21 protein-coding genes and 1 pseudogene are annotated in these 21098 nt (G+C 61.2%); 8 read left to right on the top strand and 14 right to left on the bottom strand.

Annotation, left to right across the window (positions count from 1 at the left end; genetic code table 11):
• Positions 1-281: 281 nt before the first annotated feature.
• The 3 genes and pseudogenes from ACE10W_RS29675 to ACE10W_RS29665 all read left to right on the top strand — a co-directional run.
• Positions 282-521, top strand: a pseudogene (locus ACE10W_RS29675) (transporter); the annotation flags it as partial.
• Between the two features lie 203 nt (positions 522-724).
• On the top strand, positions 725-916 hold the full coding sequence (locus ACE10W_RS29670) for a hypothetical protein (protein WP_375762230.1): 192 nt from the start codon (positions 725-727) through the stop codon (positions 914-916).
• Between the two features lie 53 nt (positions 917-969).
• Positions 970-1455, top strand: coding sequence for a DoxX family protein (locus ACE10W_RS29665; RefSeq protein ID WP_110116927.1), 486 nt, complete (start codon positions 970-972; stop codon positions 1453-1455).
• Between the two features lie 733 nt (positions 1456-2188).
• Here ACE10W_RS29665 and ACE10W_RS29660 read toward each other — a convergent pair.
• The gene (locus ACE10W_RS29660) at positions 2189-2923 is read right to left on the bottom strand and encodes a spermidine synthase (RefSeq protein ID WP_375762229.1); all 735 of its coding nucleotides are present in this window, start codon (positions 2921-2923) and stop codon (positions 2189-2191) included.
• Positions 2924-3192: 269 nt separating this feature from the next.
• On the opposite strand from ACE10W_RS29660, the gene ACE10W_RS29655 reads away from it, so the two are divergent.
• The gene (locus ACE10W_RS29655; protein WP_375762778.1) at positions 3193-3513 is read left to right on the top strand and encodes a helix-turn-helix domain-containing protein; all 321 of its coding nucleotides are present in this window, start codon (positions 3193-3195) and stop codon (positions 3511-3513) included.
• 354 nt (positions 3514-3867) lie between these two features.
• Positions 3868-4212: a hypothetical protein gene (locus tag ACE10W_RS29650; RefSeq protein ID WP_370166202.1), complete on the top strand. Its 345-nt coding sequence runs from the start codon at positions 3868-3870 to the stop codon at positions 4210-4212.
• Between the two features lie 20 nt (positions 4213-4232).
• Here ACE10W_RS29650 and ACE10W_RS29645 read toward each other — a convergent pair whose 3' ends face one another.
• Genes ACE10W_RS29645 through ACE10W_RS29615 form a run of 7 tightly spaced genes read right to left on the bottom strand, consistent with a single transcriptional unit; the run spans position 4233 to position 11705 of the window.
• Complete coding sequence (locus ACE10W_RS29645) at positions 4233-4766, bottom strand: NADH-quinone oxidoreductase subunit B family protein (RefSeq protein WP_375762228.1); 534 nt, start codon at positions 4764-4766, stop codon at positions 4233-4235.
• A gap of 13 nt (positions 4767-4779) precedes the next feature.
• A complete protein-coding gene (locus tag ACE10W_RS29640; protein WP_375762227.1) occupies positions 4780-6291 on the bottom strand; it encodes an NADH-quinone oxidoreductase subunit C in 1512 nt (503 codons plus the stop codon).
• An 18-nt stretch (positions 6292-6309) separates the two neighbouring features.
• Positions 6310-7761 (bottom strand): hydrogenase 4 subunit F, encoded by a 1452-nt coding sequence (locus ACE10W_RS29635; protein ID WP_375762226.1) that lies wholly within the window; start codon positions 7759-7761, stop codon positions 6310-6312.
• On the bottom strand, positions 7758-8420 hold the full coding sequence (locus ACE10W_RS29630) for a hydrogenase-4 component E (protein ID WP_027548289.1): 663 nt from the start codon (positions 8418-8420) through the stop codon (positions 7758-7760). The genes ACE10W_RS29635 and ACE10W_RS29630 overlap by 4 nt, the downstream gene beginning before the upstream one ends.
• 5 nt (positions 8421-8425) lie before the next feature.
• Positions 8426-9382 carry a respiratory chain complex I subunit 1 family protein gene (locus ACE10W_RS29625; RefSeq protein ID WP_028176117.1) on the bottom strand — a complete coding sequence of 319 codons (957 nt, stop codon included), beginning with the start codon at positions 9380-9382 and terminating at the stop codon, positions 8426-8428.
• Complete coding sequence (hyfB, locus tag ACE10W_RS29620; protein WP_375762225.1) at positions 9373-11385, bottom strand: hydrogenase 4 subunit B; 2013 nt, start codon at positions 11383-11385, stop codon at positions 9373-9375. The genes ACE10W_RS29625 and hyfB overlap by 10 nt, the downstream gene beginning before the upstream one ends.
• The gene (locus ACE10W_RS29615) at positions 11385-11705 is read right to left on the bottom strand and encodes a helix-turn-helix domain-containing protein (RefSeq protein ID WP_028176116.1); all 321 of its coding nucleotides are present in this window, start codon (positions 11703-11705) and stop codon (positions 11385-11387) included. Before ACE10W_RS29615 ends, hyfB begins: the two co-directional genes overlap by 1 nt.
• Positions 11706-12036: 331 nt before the next feature.
• On the opposite strand from ACE10W_RS29615, the gene ACE10W_RS29610 reads away from it, so the two are divergent.
• Both ACE10W_RS29610 and ACE10W_RS29605 read left to right on the top strand, forming a co-directional pair.
• A complete protein-coding gene (locus ACE10W_RS29610) occupies positions 12037-13590 on the top strand; it encodes an ABC transporter transmembrane domain-containing protein (RefSeq protein ID WP_304564107.1) in 1554 nt (517 codons plus the stop codon).
• Complete coding sequence (locus ACE10W_RS29605; RefSeq protein ID WP_304564108.1) at positions 13472-14239, top strand: hypothetical protein; 768 nt, start codon at positions 13472-13474, stop codon at positions 14237-14239. The genes ACE10W_RS29610 and ACE10W_RS29605 overlap by 119 nt, the downstream gene beginning before the upstream one ends.
• A gap of 238 nt (positions 14240-14477) precedes the next feature.
• Here ACE10W_RS29605 and lpdA read toward each other — a convergent pair whose 3' ends face one another.
• From lpdA to ACE10W_RS29580, 5 genes are read right to left on the bottom strand one after another with little or no spacing between them, the layout of a single operon-like run.
• The gene (gene lpdA / locus ACE10W_RS29600) at positions 14478-15875 is read right to left on the bottom strand and encodes a dihydrolipoyl dehydrogenase (RefSeq protein WP_375762224.1); all 1398 of its coding nucleotides are present in this window, start codon (positions 15873-15875) and stop codon (positions 14478-14480) included.
• A gap of 13 nt (positions 15876-15888) precedes the next feature.
• Positions 15889-17172 (bottom strand): dihydrolipoamide acetyltransferase family protein, encoded by a 1284-nt coding sequence (locus tag ACE10W_RS29595; protein WP_375762223.1) that lies wholly within the window; start codon positions 17170-17172, stop codon positions 15889-15891.
• Positions 17172-18188 (bottom strand): alpha-ketoacid dehydrogenase subunit beta, encoded by a 1017-nt coding sequence (locus tag ACE10W_RS29590; protein ID WP_110116921.1) that lies wholly within the window; start codon positions 18186-18188, stop codon positions 17172-17174. Before ACE10W_RS29590 ends, ACE10W_RS29595 begins: the two co-directional genes overlap by 1 nt.
• A 3-nt stretch (positions 18189-18191) precedes the next feature.
• Positions 18192-19424: a 3-methyl-2-oxobutanoate dehydrogenase (2-methylpropanoyl-transferring) subunit alpha gene (locus tag ACE10W_RS29585; protein ID WP_304564111.1), complete on the bottom strand. Its 1233-nt coding sequence runs from the start codon at positions 19422-19424 to the stop codon at positions 18192-18194.
• The gene (locus ACE10W_RS29580) at positions 19421-19741 is read right to left on the bottom strand and encodes a hypothetical protein (protein ID WP_028176112.1); all 321 of its coding nucleotides are present in this window, start codon (positions 19739-19741) and stop codon (positions 19421-19423) included. The genes ACE10W_RS29585 and ACE10W_RS29580 overlap by 4 nt, the downstream gene beginning before the upstream one ends.
• A gap of 125 nt (positions 19742-19866) precedes the next feature.
• On the opposite strand from ACE10W_RS29580, the gene ACE10W_RS29575 reads away from it, so the two are divergent.
• On the top strand, positions 19867-20367 hold the full coding sequence (locus ACE10W_RS29575) for an Lrp/AsnC family transcriptional regulator (RefSeq protein WP_304564112.1): 501 nt from the start codon (positions 19867-19869) through the stop codon (positions 20365-20367).
• Between the two features lie 143 nt (positions 20368-20510).
• Here the strand turns inward: ACE10W_RS29575 and ACE10W_RS29570 are convergent, their stop codons facing one another.
• Complete coding sequence (locus ACE10W_RS29570) at positions 20511-21020, bottom strand: hypothetical protein (protein ID WP_304564113.1); 510 nt, start codon at positions 21018-21020, stop codon at positions 20511-20513.
• Positions 21021-21098: the final 78 nt, after the last annotated feature.

Genomic DNA, 21098 nt, shown 5'->3' with positions numbered 1-21098 from the left:
AGGTTCGATCCCTCCCGCCCCAGCCAGCGCTTAAGCTGTTCGATTCTTTGTCCAGGCGGGTCTATTCCAGCCAAACCTTTGCGCGCATTTGGAAAAGATATTCTCATACCAATTCCAGATTCGCACGAACGGCTCCTTAGGCTGCCACATAGGCGTTCATCGCAACATATACCTGGAAGGCTACTTGGGAAGCTCTGCAATCCGCTCGTCGTAGAATAGGTCATCGGGGCGAACAATCGGGTAACCACTCGATGCACGATCGGGCCGGGGCGTGGGTAGCTGACACCGTAAACGGGATCAAGGCCTTCAATGCCGCAGGCATTCAGAACGGCAACCGTCTTCGGGCGCTGAATTTCGGCCCCTCGGTCACCTACAACGCAGGTCCCGTTCAAATCAACCTGAACTATCAGCACACGTTCTATGTGGAGAACGGCACCAAGGCCGACACCGTTTGGGCGAATGTGGCTTTCCCAATCTGGGTGCCCGCACCGCCGCCAGGTGCCGGACCGGGCAAGCACTGATCTGAGTGACTAGCCAGGGATCTGGTCCCAACGAGGCTTTGATAGAGAGCCGGCGCATTTGCGCCGGCTCTCTGCGTGTTGCCTTAGCGCAAGTCGAGAGCGGCTGCTCGCATGGTGTCGCGCAACCAGATCAGGCCGGCGTCATTCGAGCGATAGCGGTGCCATTGAGCGCATTGCTGCATGCTTGGCAACGATATCCGATCATGACCTATCCGGAGGTTCCGCCGATCGAGGTCGTATTACTCGATCGTCCGGAATTGCCGAGTCTCGGCGCCGGGGAAGGTTCGGTCGGTCCGGCATCCGCAGCGCTGGCGAACGCGCTCGCAAACGCCACTGGGCGGCGGCTGCGTGATTTGCCGCTGTCCCCTGATCGGGTGAAGGCGTCGTTTAGCTGATTATCTATCGGTCACTTTCGATCGCACGCGTTCGCGAAGACGACCTGCCATAGATGAATGAGCCGTTCCGCAAACGAGTGGACAAACAGATAGGGAACCACATGGATAAAAATGCTGACTGGGGCCTATTGCTGGGCCGCATTTGCCTGATTGCTCTATATGGAGTCAGCGCGGCGGGAAAATTTGGAACATTGAACGAGACCGCGGCCATACTTGCGAGCAAGGGTTTCCTGCTCGCAATGCCCCTGACGATCTTTGTGGCGACAGCTGAGCTGATGGGAGCTGTCGGCATTGCCCTGGGCTTCTACACACGACGCGTGGCAATCGGTCTGATCATCTATACAATTGCGGCCACCGTGACATTCCACAACTTCTGGATGCTCGAAGGGGCTGCAAGGCAAGGGCAGCTCATTCACTTCCTGAAGAATGTTGGTTTGCTCGGGGCGTTCGCAATACTCGCGAGCGTCGGCCCAGGAGCATTTTCGCTCGATGGGATGATGAGAAAGTCAGACCGGTCGAGTGCTAGCGCGCCGGCCTAGTTTCGAGAACGGCTACTCCACACGCAGGATCACAGAAGGACGGAAGGGTTCATGTCTCGGCAGGGTCGCCGCGCTCGGGCAAATGCGCCGATGCCAGGGGCTTGGATGGAGGTGGGTCGCCCCAGAGACACAATCCCTCCTTTCAGATAGGCCGATTGCGCCAACCGCGGCGCGCGCTCTCGTAGTTGGATTTCTCGTTGCAAGCCATTGATCTCAAATGATCGGATTTTGGCTCAGTTGGAAAAATTCTCTCGTAGAATCAATGATCGTGGGGTGTCTCTTAATCAGCGGGTCCCAGGTTCGAGCCCTGGTGCGCCCACCATTTAAAAATCCTTCCTCATCAATACGTTACAAGCGGCAATGCCGAGCAAATGGGTCTCGTGCGACGTTTTTTTGGTCGCACGTCGCACGCCATGCGCCAGTTGCCGATGCTCTGAATGTTCTCGGCCCGGAATCTGGCACGCGAGAACCGTCGATCGCAGGACGGATCGTAGGGGTATCGTGGCTTCCGCGCGAAACCAAAGGTCCGTGACGATCCGGACACGCCGTGGACGATCGATCTGTTGCCGGCAAGCAGTGGCGCGAAAGGGTGGACCATCCACCGCGCTTAGTTTTCCAGATCGATGCTTACGCGGCCGCTGTGGAGAGAGTCCCAGTTCGCGTCCAACCGTTCCCCAAGGAGGAGACGAGCCCAGTGCCGGTTATCCACGTCGATCTGCCGGAAGCTGCGACATTAGCGCGATCCACTGGTGAGATCGCGATTTCGCAATCTCCCGCGGCGGATCGCCCAGCGTTCATGGCTATGGCGCATCACGCGATCGAGCGCTGCCGGTGAACCCAAGGTCTTCTCGGGGACGCAGGCGATGACGGCATTGCGATCCTCGACGAATTGCTCATCGACGATCCATGTCCGCAATTCTTCACCGGCGAGTCTGGCTGCGATCCGGTCGGGTGTAGGATCGATGTCGTGCGCGACCGTTACGTTCATCACGATCCGGCCGCCCGGTGCCAGACGGGCGCGGATGGCGTCGCAGGTCTCCGCGTCAAACTCCTCCGCGTATCGGAATCCCGGTCCACCGACGTCGATCGCAATGCCGTCGTAATATGCGCGGTCATCGAATACGAATTTTCGAAAGTCGGAAACGATGCAGGGCAGATCGTCCGGTAGATCGAAATACCTGTGCGCGAGCACGAAACTGATCGGGTTGATGTCGACGATGGTCAATCTCTTGCCGAGACGCCACAGCCGTGTCGCGAGATTTCCGCCGCCACAACCCAGGATGAGGATCTGTTCGGACCGAGACAGAAGTTCGTCCATGAGCTTCACATAGGTGAAGACACTTTCTCCGTCGGGCGTGGCCTGACTTTGCCTTACGCCCTCCTCGAAGTACACGCGTGTTCCATCCCATGAACACTCGACGATGTCGATCTGTCCGTTCGTTCCTTGATAACGCCCCAGCAGTTTCACGGCAGGCAAAGACCTTAAGATATGAGCATTAGAACGCATGCTTTAAACATCTCTTATCATGTAATTTGCTAAGAACCAACCACTTCGGGTGCCGTTGATAGTATTTCCCGTATTCTTCGATAGAAATTCGACACAGGTTTCTGGTCGCAATCCGGTTCAAGCCAGTGAGAATTGGCGATGATATATTTTGTATCTAGATTGATGCTTGAAGCGGTAATTTGGATGGTGTAAATATATTCGATGAGAAATTTGCCGAAGGCCGCCATTTCATGATCACGGCCAATCAACTCAGGGCCGCTCGCGCGCTCCTGAATATAGACCAGCGGCAGACGGCCGAACTCGCAGGTCTCTCAGTCCCCACCATTCAGCGCATGGAAGCAAGTGACGGAGTTATCCGTGGGAATGTCGATTCTCTGATGAAATTGGTTTCTGCCCTGGAGAATGCCGGGATCGAATTGATCAATCCGGGGGTTACGAGTTCGGCCGGTGGTCGAGGCGTCCGTCTCAGGGAGCACGTCGCGAAGCCGAAAACGAAGAACATGAAGCAGTCCAAGCCCTCTACGCCGCGGAGTTTGGAACGGGTGCGATGACCCCTCGAGCCATTCGAATGACGGGTTTCTCGATCGAGGATGATGAAAACGCTGAAGACAAGCGTACTTGCAAGCGGTTTCTCACGCCTTGAGGCGCCTAGTGGCACTGCACATTGATTATGACCGGTTGGTCTTGGGGGCAGAGTAGCTCTGGCAGCAATTTTGGATCAACGAGGATCTCGATGCTGCGAGAGGTCCTTGGCTGCCTTCTGACGAGGCAAGCGCGCTGCAGCGTCAGCACCATCTGGTGAGCCGACGGCGGGCTGACGCGGAAATATTCCTGCATGTCGGTTTCGGCCGGGGGCCCGCGATGCAGCCGGGTCTAGAGGGATAAAAGCCAGATCCTGCCCCTGCTTGGGCGTGACGGTTTTTGCCGCAGGACTCACGCCGGCCATGCGATTCAGTTGTTCGTGTGTGCCTCGAACGAGGAGGCACGCCACGAATGTACGCTATCGGGTCGAACTCAGGCGAATCGAGCGTACCGAACTCAGGGCGCTGCTCGGCGGCGGCAAGCATGCGTCGCGCAAGCTCAAGCACGCACGGATTTTGCTGGCCGCCGATGGCGGAGCCAGCGATGAGGCCGACGGCGTTGGATCGCAACTAGACGCGGTGGAAACATCATCGTGCGAAAAGGATCGGCGTCATCGCAAGGACTATCCCGGTCTGAACGCACCCTGCGATCACGCCGGCTTGGAATAGCCGAAGGCGCCGCCACAGCCTCAAATGGAATTGGTGTTCTTGGCCGCCTGATCGAGTAGGGCGAGAAGTCCTCGCAAGATCGTGGTGGGCGGCGGAGGACAGCCGGGAATATGAAGATCGACGGGAACCACCTGCGAGACCCCTCCTACCACCGCATAGCTGCCGGCAAAGCAGCCGCCATCCCGGGCGCAATCTCCGACGGCGACGACCCATTTCGGATCGGGGGTCGCATGATAGGTGCGCTCCAACGCGTCGCGCATGTTCTTCGTCACCGGTCCGGTCACCATCAACACATCGGCGTGACGCGGCGACGCAACGAACCGGAGACCGAAGCGCTCGGCGTCGTAATAGGCATTGTTCAACGCGTGGATTTCAAGTTCGCATCCGTTGCAAGATCCTGCATCGACCTCGCGTATCGAGAGGCTTCGGCCGAGGCGCCGTCGTGCCGCGCGACCGACGGCAGTTGCGAGCTCGGTCACCGCGGCATCGTCCGGTGACGGTGCTTGCTCGGTGAACGGCCGGCGAAACAGGCTCTCAAAAAGCAGCTTGCGCATCTGGTGCCGTTCCTCAGAGATCGTGGCCCGAATAGGAGCAATTGAAGGATTTGTTGCAGAGCGGGAAGTCGGCGATGATGTTGCCCTCGATCGCGGCCTCTAGAAGCGGCCACTGAAACCACGACGGGTCGCGCAGATGGCATCGTTCGACCTTGCCATCCCGCAAGCGGAGCCAAACCAGAACGTCGCCGCGAAATCCCTCGACGATCGCCATGCCTTCCCGCGCCTCCCGCCGATGCCCCGCATGCGTTCCCAGCGGGCCATCGGGAAGCCGGTCCAATATCTGGTCGATCAGCAGAAGACTCTGTTCAACTTCGCGCACGCGGATCCAGACGCGAGCGTTGACATCACCCTCGTTCAGGACCGGTACATCGAAGCGCAGTGCGTCATACGGTGCATACCCAAGTGTCCTGCGTGCGTCGAATGAGCGGCCGGACGCGCGGCCTACGTAGCCTCCAACGGCATACTGCCTAGCCAGAGCGGCCTTGAGTACGCCCGTATCGACAGTACGATCCTGTAGCGATGCCGTATTGTCGTAGAGCTCGACCAAAGCAGGAAAGCGCAACCGGATGGTATGCAGCGTCGTCCGGATGATTTCTCTCCCTTCCTCAGTGAGGTCGCGGGTCACGCCACCGGGTACGATGATATCACGCATCAATCGATGGCCGAATGCGGTATCGGACGCGCGCAGGATGCTCTCTCGCAACACGCCGCAAAGGGCGTGCATCAGCGTAAAGGAGGCGTCGTTGCAGATTGCGCCGATGTCGCCGAGATGGTTGGCGAGCCGTTCGAGCTCTGCGAGCAAGGCACGCAGCCAAACCGCGCGATCGGGCACGACAAGCTGTAAGGCTGCTTCGGCCGCTCGCGAAAACGCAAACGCGTAGGCGACTGTGCTGTCGCCTGACACGCGTCCGGCGAGCTGGACAGCCCGTTCAAGATTGGCTCCAGTCATGAGCCCCTCGATACCCTTGTGGGTATATCCCAGCCGTTGCTCCAGCCGGGCCACAGTCTCACCGCTGGCCGTAAACCGAAAATGCCCCGGTTCGATAATTCCCGCGTGCACCGGACCGACCGCGACCTGATGCAGACCGTCGGCCTCCACCGGCAGGAAATGATAGGGGGATGCCTTCGACAACGCGTTGATGCGGTCTCCCAAGGGGAAGCGAACGGCCCAACAGTCGTGATCGAACCACGGGCGAGTGTCGGGCAAGCCTTCCGCTGACAAACCAAACAGATCGTTGATGGCGCGCTCCAGTCGAAGCGCCGGCGGGTGGTGTTTGCCGACCGAAGGATAAGTGCGGTCGGGGCAATCCAGGCTGACGGTGGCGACTTCTGCCGTATGTCCATCCATAATCGCCATGTGCACCGTTGAGGGTTCTCCCCAAAGGCCAAGCAGGCTCCAGCGTCCATGTGCCAGCTCGCTTGCCGCAAATGTCCAAACGGAAGCATCGACTGTAGCTCGCGGCCACGGGCTGTGTTGTTGGACCGGGCGGCCCTCCAGCATGAGATCGATCAGCGATGGCATATCCTGTTGATCTCCAAACTATCCAAGAAGGCGTGCCACGTGTTGGAACCATGTGACGAGCGGCGCCGGAAGATAGAGTCCCGCAATCAGAACCAGCGAGAGATGGGCAAACATCGGCACGTAGGAAGCCTCGGCTGACTTGGTGCTGCCTCGAGGTTCGCCAAATGCAACGCTCGTCAGGCGCAACGTCAAAGCACCGAACGCCAACAACAGCCCGAACACCAGCACGATCGCGAGCAGCGGCTGGCGTGCGAAGGTCGAGCTTACGATCAGGAATTCGCTCATGAAGATGCCGAGCGGCGGCAAGCCGGCGATCGCGACGACGCCCGTTACCAGACCCCAGCCGAGCGCCGGATGGGTCGCGGTCAAGCCCCGGATCCGGGAGATTCGCTGGGTGCCCTTGATCTGCGATATATGCCCGACGGCGTAGAAGATCGCGGACTTGGTCAGGCTGTGCATCACCATGTGCAATAGCCCTGCGAAATTGGCGAGCGGACCGCCCATGCCGAACGCGAACACGATGATGCCCATGTGCTCGATCGAGGAATAGGCGAACAGCCGTTTGATGTCGCGTCGGCGGTAGAGCATGAAAGCTGCGAAGAGGAGCGAAATCAGGCCCATCGTCACCATCAGGGGGCCGGGAGCGATTGCCGCCGGATTGGCGGCGAGCAATATCTTGAAGCGCAATAGCGCGTAGAGCGCGACATTCAGCAGCAGCCCCGACAGTACCGCCGATATGGGCGTCGGACCTTCGGCGTGGGCGTCGGGCAGCCATGCGTGCAGCGGCGCCAGACCGACCTTGGTGCCGTAGCCGAGCAGCAGGAATATGAAAGCGACGTTGAGAAGCGCAGGATCGAAATTCGCGGCATGTTGGATCAGAAGCGTCCAGACCATGCCGTCCTGCCCCTCGCCCATGACCGGACGCGCCGCCATATAGACCAGGATGGTACCAAACAGGGCGAATGCGATGCCGACACTCCCCAGAATGAAATATTTCCATGCCGCTTCCAGAGCGGCGTGGGTACGATATATGCCGACCATCAGTACCGTGGTGAGCGTCGCAATTTCCACCGCGACCCACATCAGCCCGATATTGTTCGACACGAAAGCTAGGTTCATGCCGAACATCATGGTCTGATACATGGCGTGGTAGAAACGCAGATAAACCGGTGTCAACCGCCCAGTCTCCAGTTCATGCGCGATGTAGCTGGCGCTGAAGATGCTGGTCGTGAATCCCACGAAGGTGTTGAGCACGATGAAGACGATGTTGAGATCGTCGACGAGCACGTACGGCCCCGGCGGCGGACGTTCGATGACGAACAACGAGAGGGCCGAAAGAAATGTCGCCAGGCTCGCCACGACGTTCAACCGGGCCGTCAGCCGGTAACCCGGCAGAACGGCGAGCAGCGCTGCCGAGCCGATCGGAATTACCAGGATGGCTGCGACCGAATCGAAGGAAGCTATGTTCATCGCCGTTCGCCCCGGTAGTCATCGAGCGCGGAGACGTCAACGGAATCGAAACGTTCGCGGATCCGGAACAGGAAGATGCCGATGACGATGAATGCGATCAGGATCGAGAAGGCGACGCTGATCTCAACCACCAGCGGCATGCCCTTGGCGCCGGTTGCCGCCAGCACCAGCCCATTCTCGAGCGACATGAAACCGACGACCTGGCTGACGGCGTTGCGACGGGTTACCATGACCAGAAGTCCGAGCAGCACGACCGACAAGGCAAAAGCGAGATCCTCGCGCGCCAATGGATCGGCCTCCGCGGTCACCCGCAGCATCAGCACCATTGAGAGGGCAACCAGTGCCATCCCGGCCAGCATGGTGGGGCCGATCCCCACGGCGGACTCGATGTCACGATGTATCCCAAGCTGCTTGACGATGCGATGCAGCGCCACCGGAATGACGATCGCCTTGAAGACGAGAGCGATTGCAGCCGTGATGTAAAGATGAGGCGCGTCCTGGACAAAGGCCTGCCAAGCGACGGACAGCGCGAGCACCAGGGCATGAAGCGCAAAAACGTTGAGCAGCGAATAGAGCCTGTCCTGGTACAGCATCATGAAGCTGATCAGGACGAGCCCGCCGGCCAGCGTGTGCGAGACGTCGAAGGAGAGGCTGTGCATCTGCATCAGAAGCTCTTTGACACGAACAGGAGGAGGGTGCCGAGCAGGCCCAGCATGAGGGCCGCACCGAGAAATTGCGGAACACGAAAGACCCGCATTTTCGCCGTGGCGGTCTCGAACAGCGCGAGGAAAAAGCCGGCAACCGCGAGCTTGACGAGGTAGGCGACGGCGCCGATGGCATAGGAAAACGGCCCGGTACCGAAGACTGCTATCTTCCAGGGAAGGAACACGCACGCGATCAGCGAGACATAGAGCAGCAGTTTGAGGAAGGCGCCGAATTCGATCATTGCGAGATGGCGACCGGAATATTCGAGAACCATCGCTTCGTGCACCATGGTGAGTTCCAGGTGCGTTGCGGGATTGTCCACCGGTATTCGCGCGTTCTCCGCGAGCGCCACCATGATGAGCGCGATCATCGCCATTCCCAGCGATACCCGTAAGCCGACATAGGACGAGGCCATGAAATTTGCGACCGTCGAAAGTTGGGTCGAGCCGGCAATCAGCGCCGTGCAAAATACAAATAGCAGCATCGCCGGCTCCGCAAGCGCCGCTATCATGACTTCGCGGCTGGAGCCGATGCCGCCAAAACTGGTGCCGACGTCCATCCCGGCGAGCGCAAGAAAGAAGCGTGCACTTCCCAGCAGCGCCACGATGGCAATCAAGTCCGCCGTCCAGTTGAAGAGGAGGCCGGTAGCGAACGTCGGCACCAGGGCGGCGGCAACCCAGATCGCGGCGAAGGTTACATAGGGTGTCACGCGGAACAGCCAGGAGGCGTTGTCCGCCAGCACCACTTCCTTGCGGAGCAATCGCAGGAGATCAAGATACGGTTGAAAGACCGACGCTCCCTGGCGACGCACCAGGCGGGCCTTCATCTTGCGCACAAAGCCGGTCAGCAGCGGCGCCAGCAGTAGCACCAGAAGCATCTGCATGCCTTGCACAAGAATGTCCGACATCACGACCATATCGCGAGAACCAGAAGGAGTGTGACGAGGGTCGCAAAGACCAGGCTGAGATAGCGCCGGATGGTCAGGAACTGTAGGCGATTGAGTTTATCGGCAGAGAAGCCAACGGCGCCTGCTATCGGCTCATACATTCGCTCCCAGATCAGATCGTGCAATTCGATTCGCAGGCGCGCTGCCCTGATATCCCCGGGGGGCGGCATCTCGACATGATCGCGGGCGTGGAACACGAGCGTACCGAAAACGCGGCGGATAGGCTGAGCGAAGCTTCCGCTCGAATATTGGGCCGCGGGTGTCGGATCGGAAAAGCCACAGCCCCAGGCCGGCCCCCGCCTTAAGGCACGAGAGGCAAAGCGATGAATAAAGACGACGGCCGCTGAAGCGGATATCGCGATGAACACCATAACAAGCAGCCCGTTGTATGAACTGCGACTCTCCGCAATCGGCGCGATCGAAAGCCAGGGTTCGTTGGCCTGGATCGGCATGCGGCCGCCGAGGATCTGCAGCGTGATCGGCGAAAGCGCGTCGATCACCAGCCCCGGCAGAATTCCGGCCAGCAAGCAAAGTGCGGCGAGGATGAACATTGCCGAAAGCGAGTAGCGGTCGACTTCCTCTGCGGTTTCCGCCGCCACGCCGCGCGGACGCCCGAGAAAGGTCACGCCGTAGGCCTTCACGAAACACGCCGCTGCCAACGCAGCCGCCAAGGCCAATAGAGCTCCGACCGCAGGCACGGTGATCTTCAGCGCCCATTGCGGCAACTCCGGGCTCTGCAATACAGCCTGGAACATGAGCCATTCCGAGACGAAACCGTTGAAGGGCGGAAGCGCCGAGATCGAGACACAGCCGACGAGAACGGCGAAGCTTGTGTACGGCATGCGATGAATGAGGCCACCCAGCTTGTCCATGTCCCGTTCGCCGGTCGCGGTCAGCACGGCGCCGGCGCCGAAGAAAAGCAGACTCTTGAAGAAGGAGTGATTGAGAACGTGAAACAGAGCCGCCGCAAACGCGAGCGCGGCCTGTAGTTTCAGGCCGTTGGCCTGGAAGGCCAATGCAAGGCCGAGGCTTGCGAAGATGACGCCGACATTTTCGATCGTACTGTAGGCGAGCAGGCGCTTGAGGTCCTTTTCCATCATCGCATACAAGATCCCCATTACGGCAGTGAGGCCGCCAAGAGAAAGCACGATCACACTTGCCCACCAACTCGGCTGTCCCAGGAGATCGAATACCACGCGAATGAAGCCGTAGATCGCGACCTTGGTCATGACGCCGCTCATCAGCGCCGAGACGTGGCTCGGCGCCGCGGGATGCGCGAGCGGCAGCCAGACGTGCAGCGGCACCAGGCCGGCCTTTGAACCGGCGCCGAGCAACATCAGGATCAACACCAACGTGGCCACGTAGGGCGTATGTTGAGCCGTGCGAATGGCGGCAAATTCGTAGTCTCCCGCCGGCCCCGCCAAGAGGCCGAAGGCTAGCAGCAGGGCGAGCGTGCCGAAGCTCGCCATGACGAGGTAGACGTAACCGGCTTTCGCGTTGCCCGGTTCACGATGGTGCGCCATGACGAGCGCCCAGGACGCGAGCGACATGAATTCCCAACAAAGCAGATAAGAAAACGCATCACCCGCCAGCACCACAAGATTCATTCCTGCCAGGAAGGCGGGGAAGAAGGGCAACACGCGCTGCGGCGCCTCCTCATGATGACCGTAGCCGAGACCATAGAGGCTTGCCGATGCCCCTCCGAGATTGACGACGACGAGAAAGAACGAAGCCAGTCCGTCGAGGCGGAAATGGGCGCCAAGCCACGGCAATCCGATTGGCAGAATCAGATCGGCGTTCGCGGTATCGCCCAGCAACCAGTGAATGGATCCTATCAACGCAATCGCAGACGCGGCTAATGTCGCGCCGTAGATGATGGTCGTGGCGATCGTTGAGCGGCTCAGAACAATCGCCAGAACTGCCGATCCAAGCATTCCGGCAACACACAGCATTTGCAAAACGACAGCCGACATTATCTGCGCGCCTTCATTCCGCTTGATGCTTTGTTCTCTATCTGATTGTTCAAATAGATCTTTGCCGATCCGGAATTGACTTTCAGCCGCACCCCACGCCCCTCGGCGCTACTGACAGCCCCTTCGTCGATCAACTCAATGCCGGCGGTGTCGAGAGCTGTAATCAGCTTCACCAGCGAATCGACATTGCCCCGAACCATGGCCTCACTCGCCTCCATGCGCTGGATCGTTGGCACTGAAAGCCCGGACAGTTCTGCGAGCCGTCGCTGATCGATGCCGAGGAGCACCCTGGCCGCCCGCAATTGAGCCGCTGTGATCATCGATCGCCCCACCACCCGATTCGAACGAACACCAAACGTCATTATTCTATCGTAACTAGTCATGTTATAATGTCAATATATGATAGTTAAAACATCTAATCTAAACGAAATGTCATCGCGGGCTGTCGGCATCCAATCCTGATGCGTCGGGAGCCAATATGAGTTCGGCACCCGCGCGCGAGCTCATCGACCATACGTTTGAGGTTGTCGTCGCGGGTGGTGCCGGTTTGCGCGCCACCCAGGGCGCCGTCGGGGCGGGCCTGACGACCGCCTGCATCACAAGGTGTTTGCGACCCGCAGCGATGCTGTCGTCGAACGGCTCGGGCCCACAATGGCCCGGACGATCGATGCAGGTCGCCGCGTATCGTCGCGATTGTTCCTGACCTCGACATTCGCGTTGCCGCGCCTCCACCACGCCGCCGGACCGATCGTATGGCCACCTCGACCTTCGTCGGGGGCGACGAACGAGGGCTTGGCTTGCCCATTGAACAACGTTAGATGTAAGCGATCGTGTTATCCGTGGTTAAGTTGTTGTCCCAATCTGTTGCGCGAGTCGCGGGACCAGGCAAATCCTGCATGGTTCCCGGTTGGGATTCAGGCTGTTCTGGCTGGGTGTGAAGTCTGGGTCATGACCATTGCGATTGCGAAAGCGCCTGACGAGACTGCAGACATAACGAGCGGCAATGATCCTGATCTTCCGGCGTCGCTGCTTTCCTTCATCCTGGTAGCCAAATTCCTTGGCGTCCCGGCCGACGCTGGTCAGATCGCTCACGACCATGGCTCGCCGGGCGAGCGATACCAGCTTGAGGACCTCGCCCGGATCGCCAAGCGGCTGAAGATCGTCGCCAAGGTGAAGCCTGCGGCCACTGAGGCGCTTCACAAGGTCCCATTGCCTGCGCTCGCCGAATTGGAGGGCGGCGAAGCCGTCGTTCTACTCAAGATCGACCAGCAGCCGGCTGGATCGCGCTTCCTGGTCCAGCGCGGCAATGGCGGGCGCCCCGAGGTGTGGTCGGCGGACGATTTTGGCGGCCGGTATGCCGGACGGCTGCTGCTCATGACGACGCGCGAGCTGATGGCGGGGGCGACGCGCCCCTTCGACATCAGCTGGTTCATTCCTGCGCTCGTGAAATACCGCGGGCCGCTGCGCGACGTGCTGATCGGGTCCTTCTTCCTGCAACTGATGGGACTGATTTCACCTATCTTCTTCCAGCTCGTCATCGACAAGGTGCTCGTCCACCAGTCGCTGACGACGCTCGACGTGCTGGCGGTGGGGCTCTCTGCAGTGCTGATCTTCGAGACCGGATTATCGGCGCTGCGCAACTGGCTGTTTGCTCACACCACCAATCGCGTCGACAGCGAGCTTTCGGCGCAGCTGTTCCGGCATCTTCTCAACCTGCCGCTGTCGTATTTCGAGGCACGCCGGGTCGGCGACAGCGTTGCCCGCGTGCGCGAGCTCGACCGCATTCGCGAGTTCCTGACCTCGAATGCCGTCACCGTGGTGATCGATCTCTTCTTCACCATCGTCTTCTTCGGCGTCATGTACGCCTATAGTCCGCTATTGACCCTGGTCGTCACGCTGTCGATCCCCCTCTATGTCGCGATCTCGGTGATCGTGACGCCGCCGCTGCGCGCCCGTCTCGACGAGAAATTCAAACGCTGCGCGGAGAACCAGTCCTTCCTCGTCGAAAGCGTCACGGGGATCGGCACGCTGAAGGCGATGGCGGCGGTCGACAATCTGACGGGCCGCGAGGGCCAGTCCACGCGCTTTGCTAGGCGCTGTACATGGCATCGCGGAGAGTCTCTACGAGCGGTTTGTCGGGGAGGGAATGTCGAAGGACAGCGCCTTCCTCAACACCGCGGAGTCGATCACCGGGCCTATCAGTAAGACGATCTCGCGCTCCCGTCTGAAGGCGGTGTACGAGCAGCTTGAGGACAAGGAGAAGGCGGCGTTCCGCGCCGCCTACAACGCCTCGTACCATCCGTGCCGTGAGATTCTCGAGGAGATCTACGACGACGTTGCCTCGGGCAACGAGGTGCGCAGCGTCATACAGGCAACCCGCCGCCACGGCATCTATCCGATGCGTAACATCGACACCGCCGAAATGTGGACCGTCGGCGATAAGGTGCGCGTTGATAAGGAGCGCAACTATGCGCCAGTCAATCCGGAAACCGCCGGCGTCTATCTAGCCTGCATGATGGCGCAGGTCGATGTGCTAAAGGATCACGGCCACCCGTATTCGGAGATCGCCAATGAATCAATCATCGAGGCGGTCGACTCGCTCAATCCCTATATGAGCCATAAGGGCGTGTCATACATGGTCGACAATTGCTCGACCACGGCGCGGCTCGGCGCCCGCAAGTGGGCGTCGCGTTTTGATTATATTCTGAAGCAACAGGCCTTCCCCATAATCGGGGGGGCCTCGGTAGGCGACAACACTCCGTTCGACAAGTTCCTCGCCAGCGATATCCACGAGGTGCTTGCGGTCTGCGCCGAACTGCGCCCGTCGGTTGATATCTCCTTAGTGCCGCGGTGAGATACTGGACCGGGCCTCGCGCATATGACGTTGCGCCGTGGGCGCGGCGTTGTGGTCGGCCGGAAGGTCGGCCAGCCGTTTTCCACCGACTCTGTCTCCCCTCATTGGCTCGACGGGAACGAATCCTTATGCGGCAAGACCGAAGCGCTCTGAGCAAGCTCGGTCAACATCACTTTGACGGCGATCCCGCGGACGTTCTTCGCTAGAGGCGCCTACGTGCTCTTCGTCTCGCGACGGCCTAGACGTGGATCGCGTGGCCGAGTGCCTTGAAGGCCGCTTCCTGAATTGCTTCGCCCAGCGTGGGATGCGCGTGGATCGTGCCGGCGATGTCCTGCAGGACCGCGCCCATCTCGATCGCCAGGCCGAATGCGGCAGAAAGCTCCGAGACGCCCTGTCCAACCGCCTGGATACCGAGAACGCGTTGATTGTCGGCCCTGGCGACGACGCGCACAAAGCCGGGCTCGCCATGGCGCGTCATCGCGCGGCCATTGGCTGCAAAGGGAAATTGTCCAACCTTGATGTTGATGCCGGCCCGGCGAGCCTCGTCCGGTGACAAGCCCGCGGAGACGATCTCAGGATCGGTGAAGCAGATCGCCGGGATGCAGCGCTTGTCCCACGCGCGTGGCATGCCGGCTGCGATTTCCGCCACCATCTCGCCCTGCGCCATGGCGCGATGGGCCAGCATCGGCTCTCCCGTGACATCGCCGATCGCGTAGATGCCGCGCATCGAGGTCTCGCAATGCTGGCCGATACGGATGAAGCAACCATCCATGTCGAGGACGAGTTGCTCCAGCCCCAATGCCTCGGTGACCGGCGTGCGCCCGACCGTGACGAGAATCTTGTCAGCCGCCAGGCTGCGCTCCTGGCCATCGGGCGTCTCGACGCGCAATCCGTCGCCCTGAGCGGTCAGGCCGAGCGCCCGGGCACCGGTCAGCACCTCGACGCCGAGCGCGGTCAAGCGTCTGGCGATCGGAGCCGTCAACTCGACGTCGTAGAGCGGCAGGATGTTGTCCTGCGCTTCCACCACGGCAACCTTGCTCCCCAGCTTGGCGAAGGCGGTCCCGAGCTCGAGCCCGATATAGCCGCCGCCGACGACAACGAGGGATTTTGGCACCTCTGCGAGCGACAGCGCACCGGTCGAGGAGATGACCCTGCCGCCGAACGGCAGGGTCGGCAGCTCGACAGGAGCCGAGCCGGTCGCGATCACCACCGTCTCGGCCTTGATCGTCTTCGGGCCGGTCTCGGTCTCGACGACGATCGTCTTGCCGTCGCGGAAGCGTGCATGGCCCTGGACGATCTTGACCTTGGCCTTGCGGAGCAGCGCAGCCACGCCGTTGTTCAGCCGATGAACGATACCGTCCTTCCAGGCGATCGCCTGCTTGAAGTCGAGAGCAGGTTGCGCCGCCGTCAGGCCAAAGGGGGTCTTGCCATCAGCTGCCTCCGCCAGCTTCTCGAATTCCTCGGCAACATGAATCATCGCCTTCGAAGGAATGCAGCCGACGTTCAGGCAGCTTCCGCCGAGCTTGCCGCGTTCGACGAGAACGGTGTCGAGGCCGAGCTGGCCGGCGCGGATCGCGCACACATAGCCGCCGGGCCCGCCACCGACTACGAGGAGCTGACAGGTGATTTCGGTCATTGCTTGCTCTGCCTTAGGGGTCGACGAAGATCGTCGCCGGGTTCTCCAGCAGCTCCTTGAGCCTCTGCACGAAGACGGCGGCGTCCCATCCGTCGATGACGCGGTGATCGAAGCTGCAGGAGAGGTTCATCATCTTGCATGGCACGAACTGCGTGCCGTCCCAGACTGGACGTATCGCGATCTTGTTGACGCCGACGATGGCGACCTCGGGATGATTGATCACCGGCGTGGTCGCAAGGCCGCCGAGCGCGCCGAGCGAGGTGATGGTGATTGTCGAGCCGGTCAGCTCCTCGCGCGTCGCGGTGCCCTCGCGGGCGCGCTGCGCGAGACGGTTCAGCTCGATGCTGCAGTCCCGGAGGTCGCGCGCCTCCGCATGCTTCACCACGGGCACGACGAGGCCTGACGGAGTCTGGGTTGCGATGCCGATATGGATGCCGGCATGCTCGTGGACGATGCCGGCCTCGTCGTCATAGAGAGCGTTGAGCGCGGGCTGCTCGGTAAGCGCCTTGACCATCGCGCGCATCAGGAACGGCAGCAGCGTTAGCTTCGGGTGCTCCGGCGCAGGCTTCCTGTTCAGCATCGCGCGCAGATCCTCCAGCGGCGAGACGTTGACCTCCTCGATGATGGTGATGTGCGGGATGCGAGACTTCGACAGCGCCATCTTCTCGGCAATGCGGCGGCGCAAGCCCACCACCTTGACGTCGGTGACGGCGGTCTTCGGAGCCATGCCGCGACCATGGGCCGGCGCCGGCCCGCGCGACAGGAAGGCGTCGATGTCCTCGTGGGTGATGCGTCCGGCGGGGCCTGTACCGTGGACCTGGCGCAGGTCGATGCCGGCTTCCCGCGCCTTGAGGCGTATGGCGGGCGAGGCCAGCGGCTTCTCGCCCGGCGTGCGGCGGACCGCAGATGTGGTCGCCGGCCGGGCCTCGATGGCCGCGGGGCGGATGCGGGCAGGGGGCGTTGGCACAGCATCCGGGGTTTCGGCGTTCGTCGCGGCCGATGGTGTGGCGACGTCTTCCGTCGGTGCCTCGTCTGCCGGCTCCGAGGCATCATCGCCTGCGACCTTGAGCTTCACGAGCGTCGAGCCGATCGCCACCGCATCGCCAATCCGGGCGCCGATCCAGCTGACCTCGCCCGCGAGCGGCGAGGGAATCTCGACCGAGGCCTTGTCGGTCATCACGGTGGCGAGCAGGTCGTCCTCGCGAACAAGATCGCCCTCCTTGACGTGCCACTCGACGAGTTCTGCTTCGGCGATGCCTTCCCCGATATCCGGAAGCTTGACGCTGCGCTCACCCATCAGCGTGTCTCCATGATGTCGCGCAGCGCTTGCCCGAGCCTGATAGGACCGGGGAAATAGTCCCATTCCTGGGCATGCGGGTAGGGCGTGTCCCAGCCGGTGACGCGCATCACCGGCGATTCGAGATGATAGAAGCAGTGCTCCTGCACCAGCGCCGTGAGCTCCGCGCCGAAGCCGGAGGTCAGGGTTGCTTCGTGCAATACGATGCAGCGTCCGGTCTTGGCGACGGAAGCCACGATCGTCTCGAGATCGAGCGGAAGCAGAGTGCGCAGGTCGATCACCTCGGCATCGACGCCCGTCTCCTCGACCGCCGCCAGCGCGACGTGAACCATGGTGCCGTACGTCAGGACGGTGACGGCCTCTCCGGCGCGCCGCGTCACCGCCTTGCCGAGCGGCGTGGTGTAGTGTCCCTCCGGCACTTCGGAGAGCTCATGTTTGGCCCATGCGGTGACCGGGCGATCGTGATGACCGTCGAACGGGCCGTTGTAGAGCCGCTTTGGCTCCAGAAAGATGACGGGATCCGGATCCTCGATGGCCGCGATCAGGAGGCCCTTCGCATCATGGGGATTGGACGGCACTACGGTCTTCAGTCCCGCGACATGGGTGAAGAGTGCCTCGGGGCTCTGGCTGTGGGTCTGTCCACCGAAAATGCCTCCGCCGGTCGGCATGCGGATGACGAGGGGGCAGGTGAAGTCGCCAGCCGAACGATAACGCAGGCGAGCTGCCTCCGAGACGATCTGGTCGTAGGCCGGATACATGTAATCGGCGAACTGAAGCTCGACGCAGGGGCGCAGTCCATAAGCGGCCATGCCGATCGCGGTGCCGACGATGCCGCATTCGCTGATCGGCGCATCGAAACAGCGCGAGACGCCGTACTTCTGCTGCAGGCCCTGCGTGCAGCGGAACACGCCGCCGAAAAAGCCGACGTCCTCGCCATAGACCACGACGTCGTCGTTGCGAGCCATCGAGACGTCGAGCCCCGAGCGGATTGCCTCGATCATCGTCATGCGCGGCATGGCTCAGACTCCGATCTGCTGGCGCTGCCGACGCAGATGCGGCGGTAGTTCGGCATAGACATCCTCGAAGATATCGCGCGCCGAGGGCTTACCGCCGGAATGCAGGGTGCCGAAGGCCTCGGCTTCCTTCTGCGCGGCGATGACGGTGGCAAGAATCTCGGCCTCGGTCTGCTTGTGGCGCTCATCCGACCAGGCGCCGGCTGCGATGAGATGCTGCTTGAGGCGGATCACGGGATCGCCCAGCGGCCACTCCTCGGATTCGTGCTTCGGCCGGTAGGCGGAAGGATCATCCGACGTCGAATGCGCGCCGGCGCGGTAAGTGACGTATTCGATCAGTGTTGGCCCGAGGTTGAGCCGCGCCCGCTCGATCGCCCATTTTGCGACGGCATAGGTCGCGAGATAGTCGTTGCCGTCAACCCTGAGCGCGGGGATGCCGAAGCCGAGGCCGCGCGCCGCGAAGGTGCCCGAGCCGCCACGCGCGATGCCCTGGAAGGTCGAGATGGCCCACTGGTTGTTGACCACGTTGAGGACGACCGGCGCCTTGTAGGTCGAGGCGAAGACTAGCGCCGCATGGAAATCCGATTCCGCCGTCGAGCCGTCGCCGATCCAGGCGGCGGCAATGCGGTTGTCGCGCTTGATCGCCGACGCCATGGCCCAGCCGACCGCCTGGACGAACTGCGTGGCGAGGTTGCCCGAAATCGAAAAGAAGCCGTGCTTTTTCGAGGAGTACATCACGGGCAATTGCCGGCCCTTTAGCGGATCATGCTCATTGGAATAGATCTGACACATCATGTCGACGAGCGGATAGTCATGCGCGATCAGCAGGCCGGCCTGACGGTAGGTCGGGAAGTTCATGTCGTCGGGGCCGAGCGCGATGCGGAACGCGCAGCTCACCGCTTCCTCGCCGGTGTGCTGCATGTAGAAAGACGTCTTGCCCTGACGTTGCGCCATCTGCATGCGCGCGTCGAACGTGCGCAGGGTCATCATGTGGCGCAGGCCGGCGACCAGTTCGTCCAGGGAGAGGTCCGGCACCCATGGCCCGATTGCCCGGCCCTCGTGATTGAGCACGCGGATGATCGAGTAGGCGAGGTCACGAATCTCCTCAGGGAGCACGTCGACCGGCGGGCGCCGGACTGAGCCTGCCTTCGGAATCGAGACGCCGGAGAAATCCGGCTTGCCCCCCGGACGGCTTGCAGGCTCCGGAACGTGAAAGCGAAGTGGCGTGGGGCTGTTCATGGAAGCATCCGCTCGTTTGCCGGTTCTGCAGAGACAACGCCTGGCCGACCGGATTCCTCGCGCGCGAGCCCCACGACGCGAAGGTCCGTGATCGCCGGATGGCGCGACAGCCGTTCCGCGATGTCAGCGCAATCGGCCGACGGCTGGACTTCAAGGACCATCCGTATCGTCCGGCCGCCACCGGGGCAGGTCGTCATCGCGACCTGGTCGAGGCCGAAGCCGAACCGCGCCGCGTCGAGGACGAGCCGAACGATCCCGTCAAAGGGGTCGGATGTGGTGGCGATCACGCTGACGGATCGGCGCTGTTGAGGTTGCATGTCACGTTCTCCCGCCGCACAATGATAATCTCCTGGTTCGAGAAAATTTCCCAAAATTCCGGTGTATTGGCCGGAATCGCGGAAAAGTTTCCCGCCGGAATGCAAAAAGACAGAAGGATTGACCCATGCCCTCCAAGCGCAGCCCCGTCGAGGATCTCGATCATCTGGATCGCCGGATTCTCTCTGCGCTTTGCGAGAACGGCCGCTTGACGACGAGTGCGCTGGCGGAGCAGGTCGGGCTCTCGAGTTCTCCATGCTGGACCAGAGTGAAGCGCCTGGAGGAAAACGGAGCGATCGAGAAATATGTCGCGGTGCTCAATCACGCCAATCTCGGATACAACAACATCGCCTTCGTCGAGATCACGCTGGACAAGCATGACGACAAGGTGCTCGATCGCTTCGGTACTGCCCTGTCGCGGATTCCGGAGGTGATGGAGGCCTACCTGGTGACCGGCGATTACGACTATCTCATCAAGGTCGCCGTGCGAGACACCGATCACTACGAGCGCTTCCTGCGACAGTCGTTGTACAGGATACCGGGTATTCGGCAGTCGCGAACGACATTCGGCCTGCGCACCCTGAAGCGCCAGATTTCGATCGATCCCTCCAAGGCCGGTCCGCCGTAAGCGCGGCTGTTTCGAACGGGCCCCTGAGGGGCGGGCTCCCGCGATCGGGAGCCCGACGAAAGATGCTCGTGGCGCCGCGCGCCTAAGCCAGGAGCATTCGGTTCGACGCCAGCTCCCGTGTTCGAGCGGAAGCCAGCGGAGCATCAGAACGCGGTCTTCTCGCCGATGATGCCGACATAGCTCGATCGCACCAGGGCGCCCCATCGCCCATCCTTCTTGACGATCACATAGAAGGAATCGGCCGACAATATCGGCTTGTCGTTGGCGTCATAGCGCGTGAACCGCGTGATGAAGTGCAGCTTGTCGTCGGATTTTTGCACGAGCTTGCGATACGTCCATGCCGAACGCGCCCAGGTCGAGGCCTGCGCCAACTGCTTCGCGTCGTTCGATTGCGCATATTCTTCCGGCGTGTTCCAGATCTGAACCTGGCCGGCGGCGATCCGGATGTGCGGATAATGGACCGTCTTGGCCCAGGCTTCCGCATCTCGCGAGTTGAACGCCTTCATGAACTCGTCGAGATAGGAGCATCCCTGCTTCAAGAGTTCGTCGTTTCCGGGATTCAGGCACTCATCGTCGGCCTGAGTTTGAGCGAGCGCAACGGTGCTCATGCCAAAGAACACACCCGCGAGCGCGAGCAGTCTGCGGAATTTCATACTTTACCTCCCTGTCAGGTGAAATCGGCTCTGTTTCGTTGTGATTGGTCGAGGCGCCGATCGCGTTTCGATCTTCAA

Origin of the sequence: Bradyrhizobium sp. B025 (assembly GCF_042257955.1) — a bacterium.
In the GTDB taxonomy this organism is placed as follows: domain Bacteria; phylum Pseudomonadota; class Alphaproteobacteria; order Rhizobiales; family Xanthobacteraceae; genus Bradyrhizobium; species Bradyrhizobium diazoefficiens.
The sequence above is the reverse complement of the archived record's forward strand: the minus strand, read 5'-3'. Positions and strand labels throughout refer to the sequence as shown.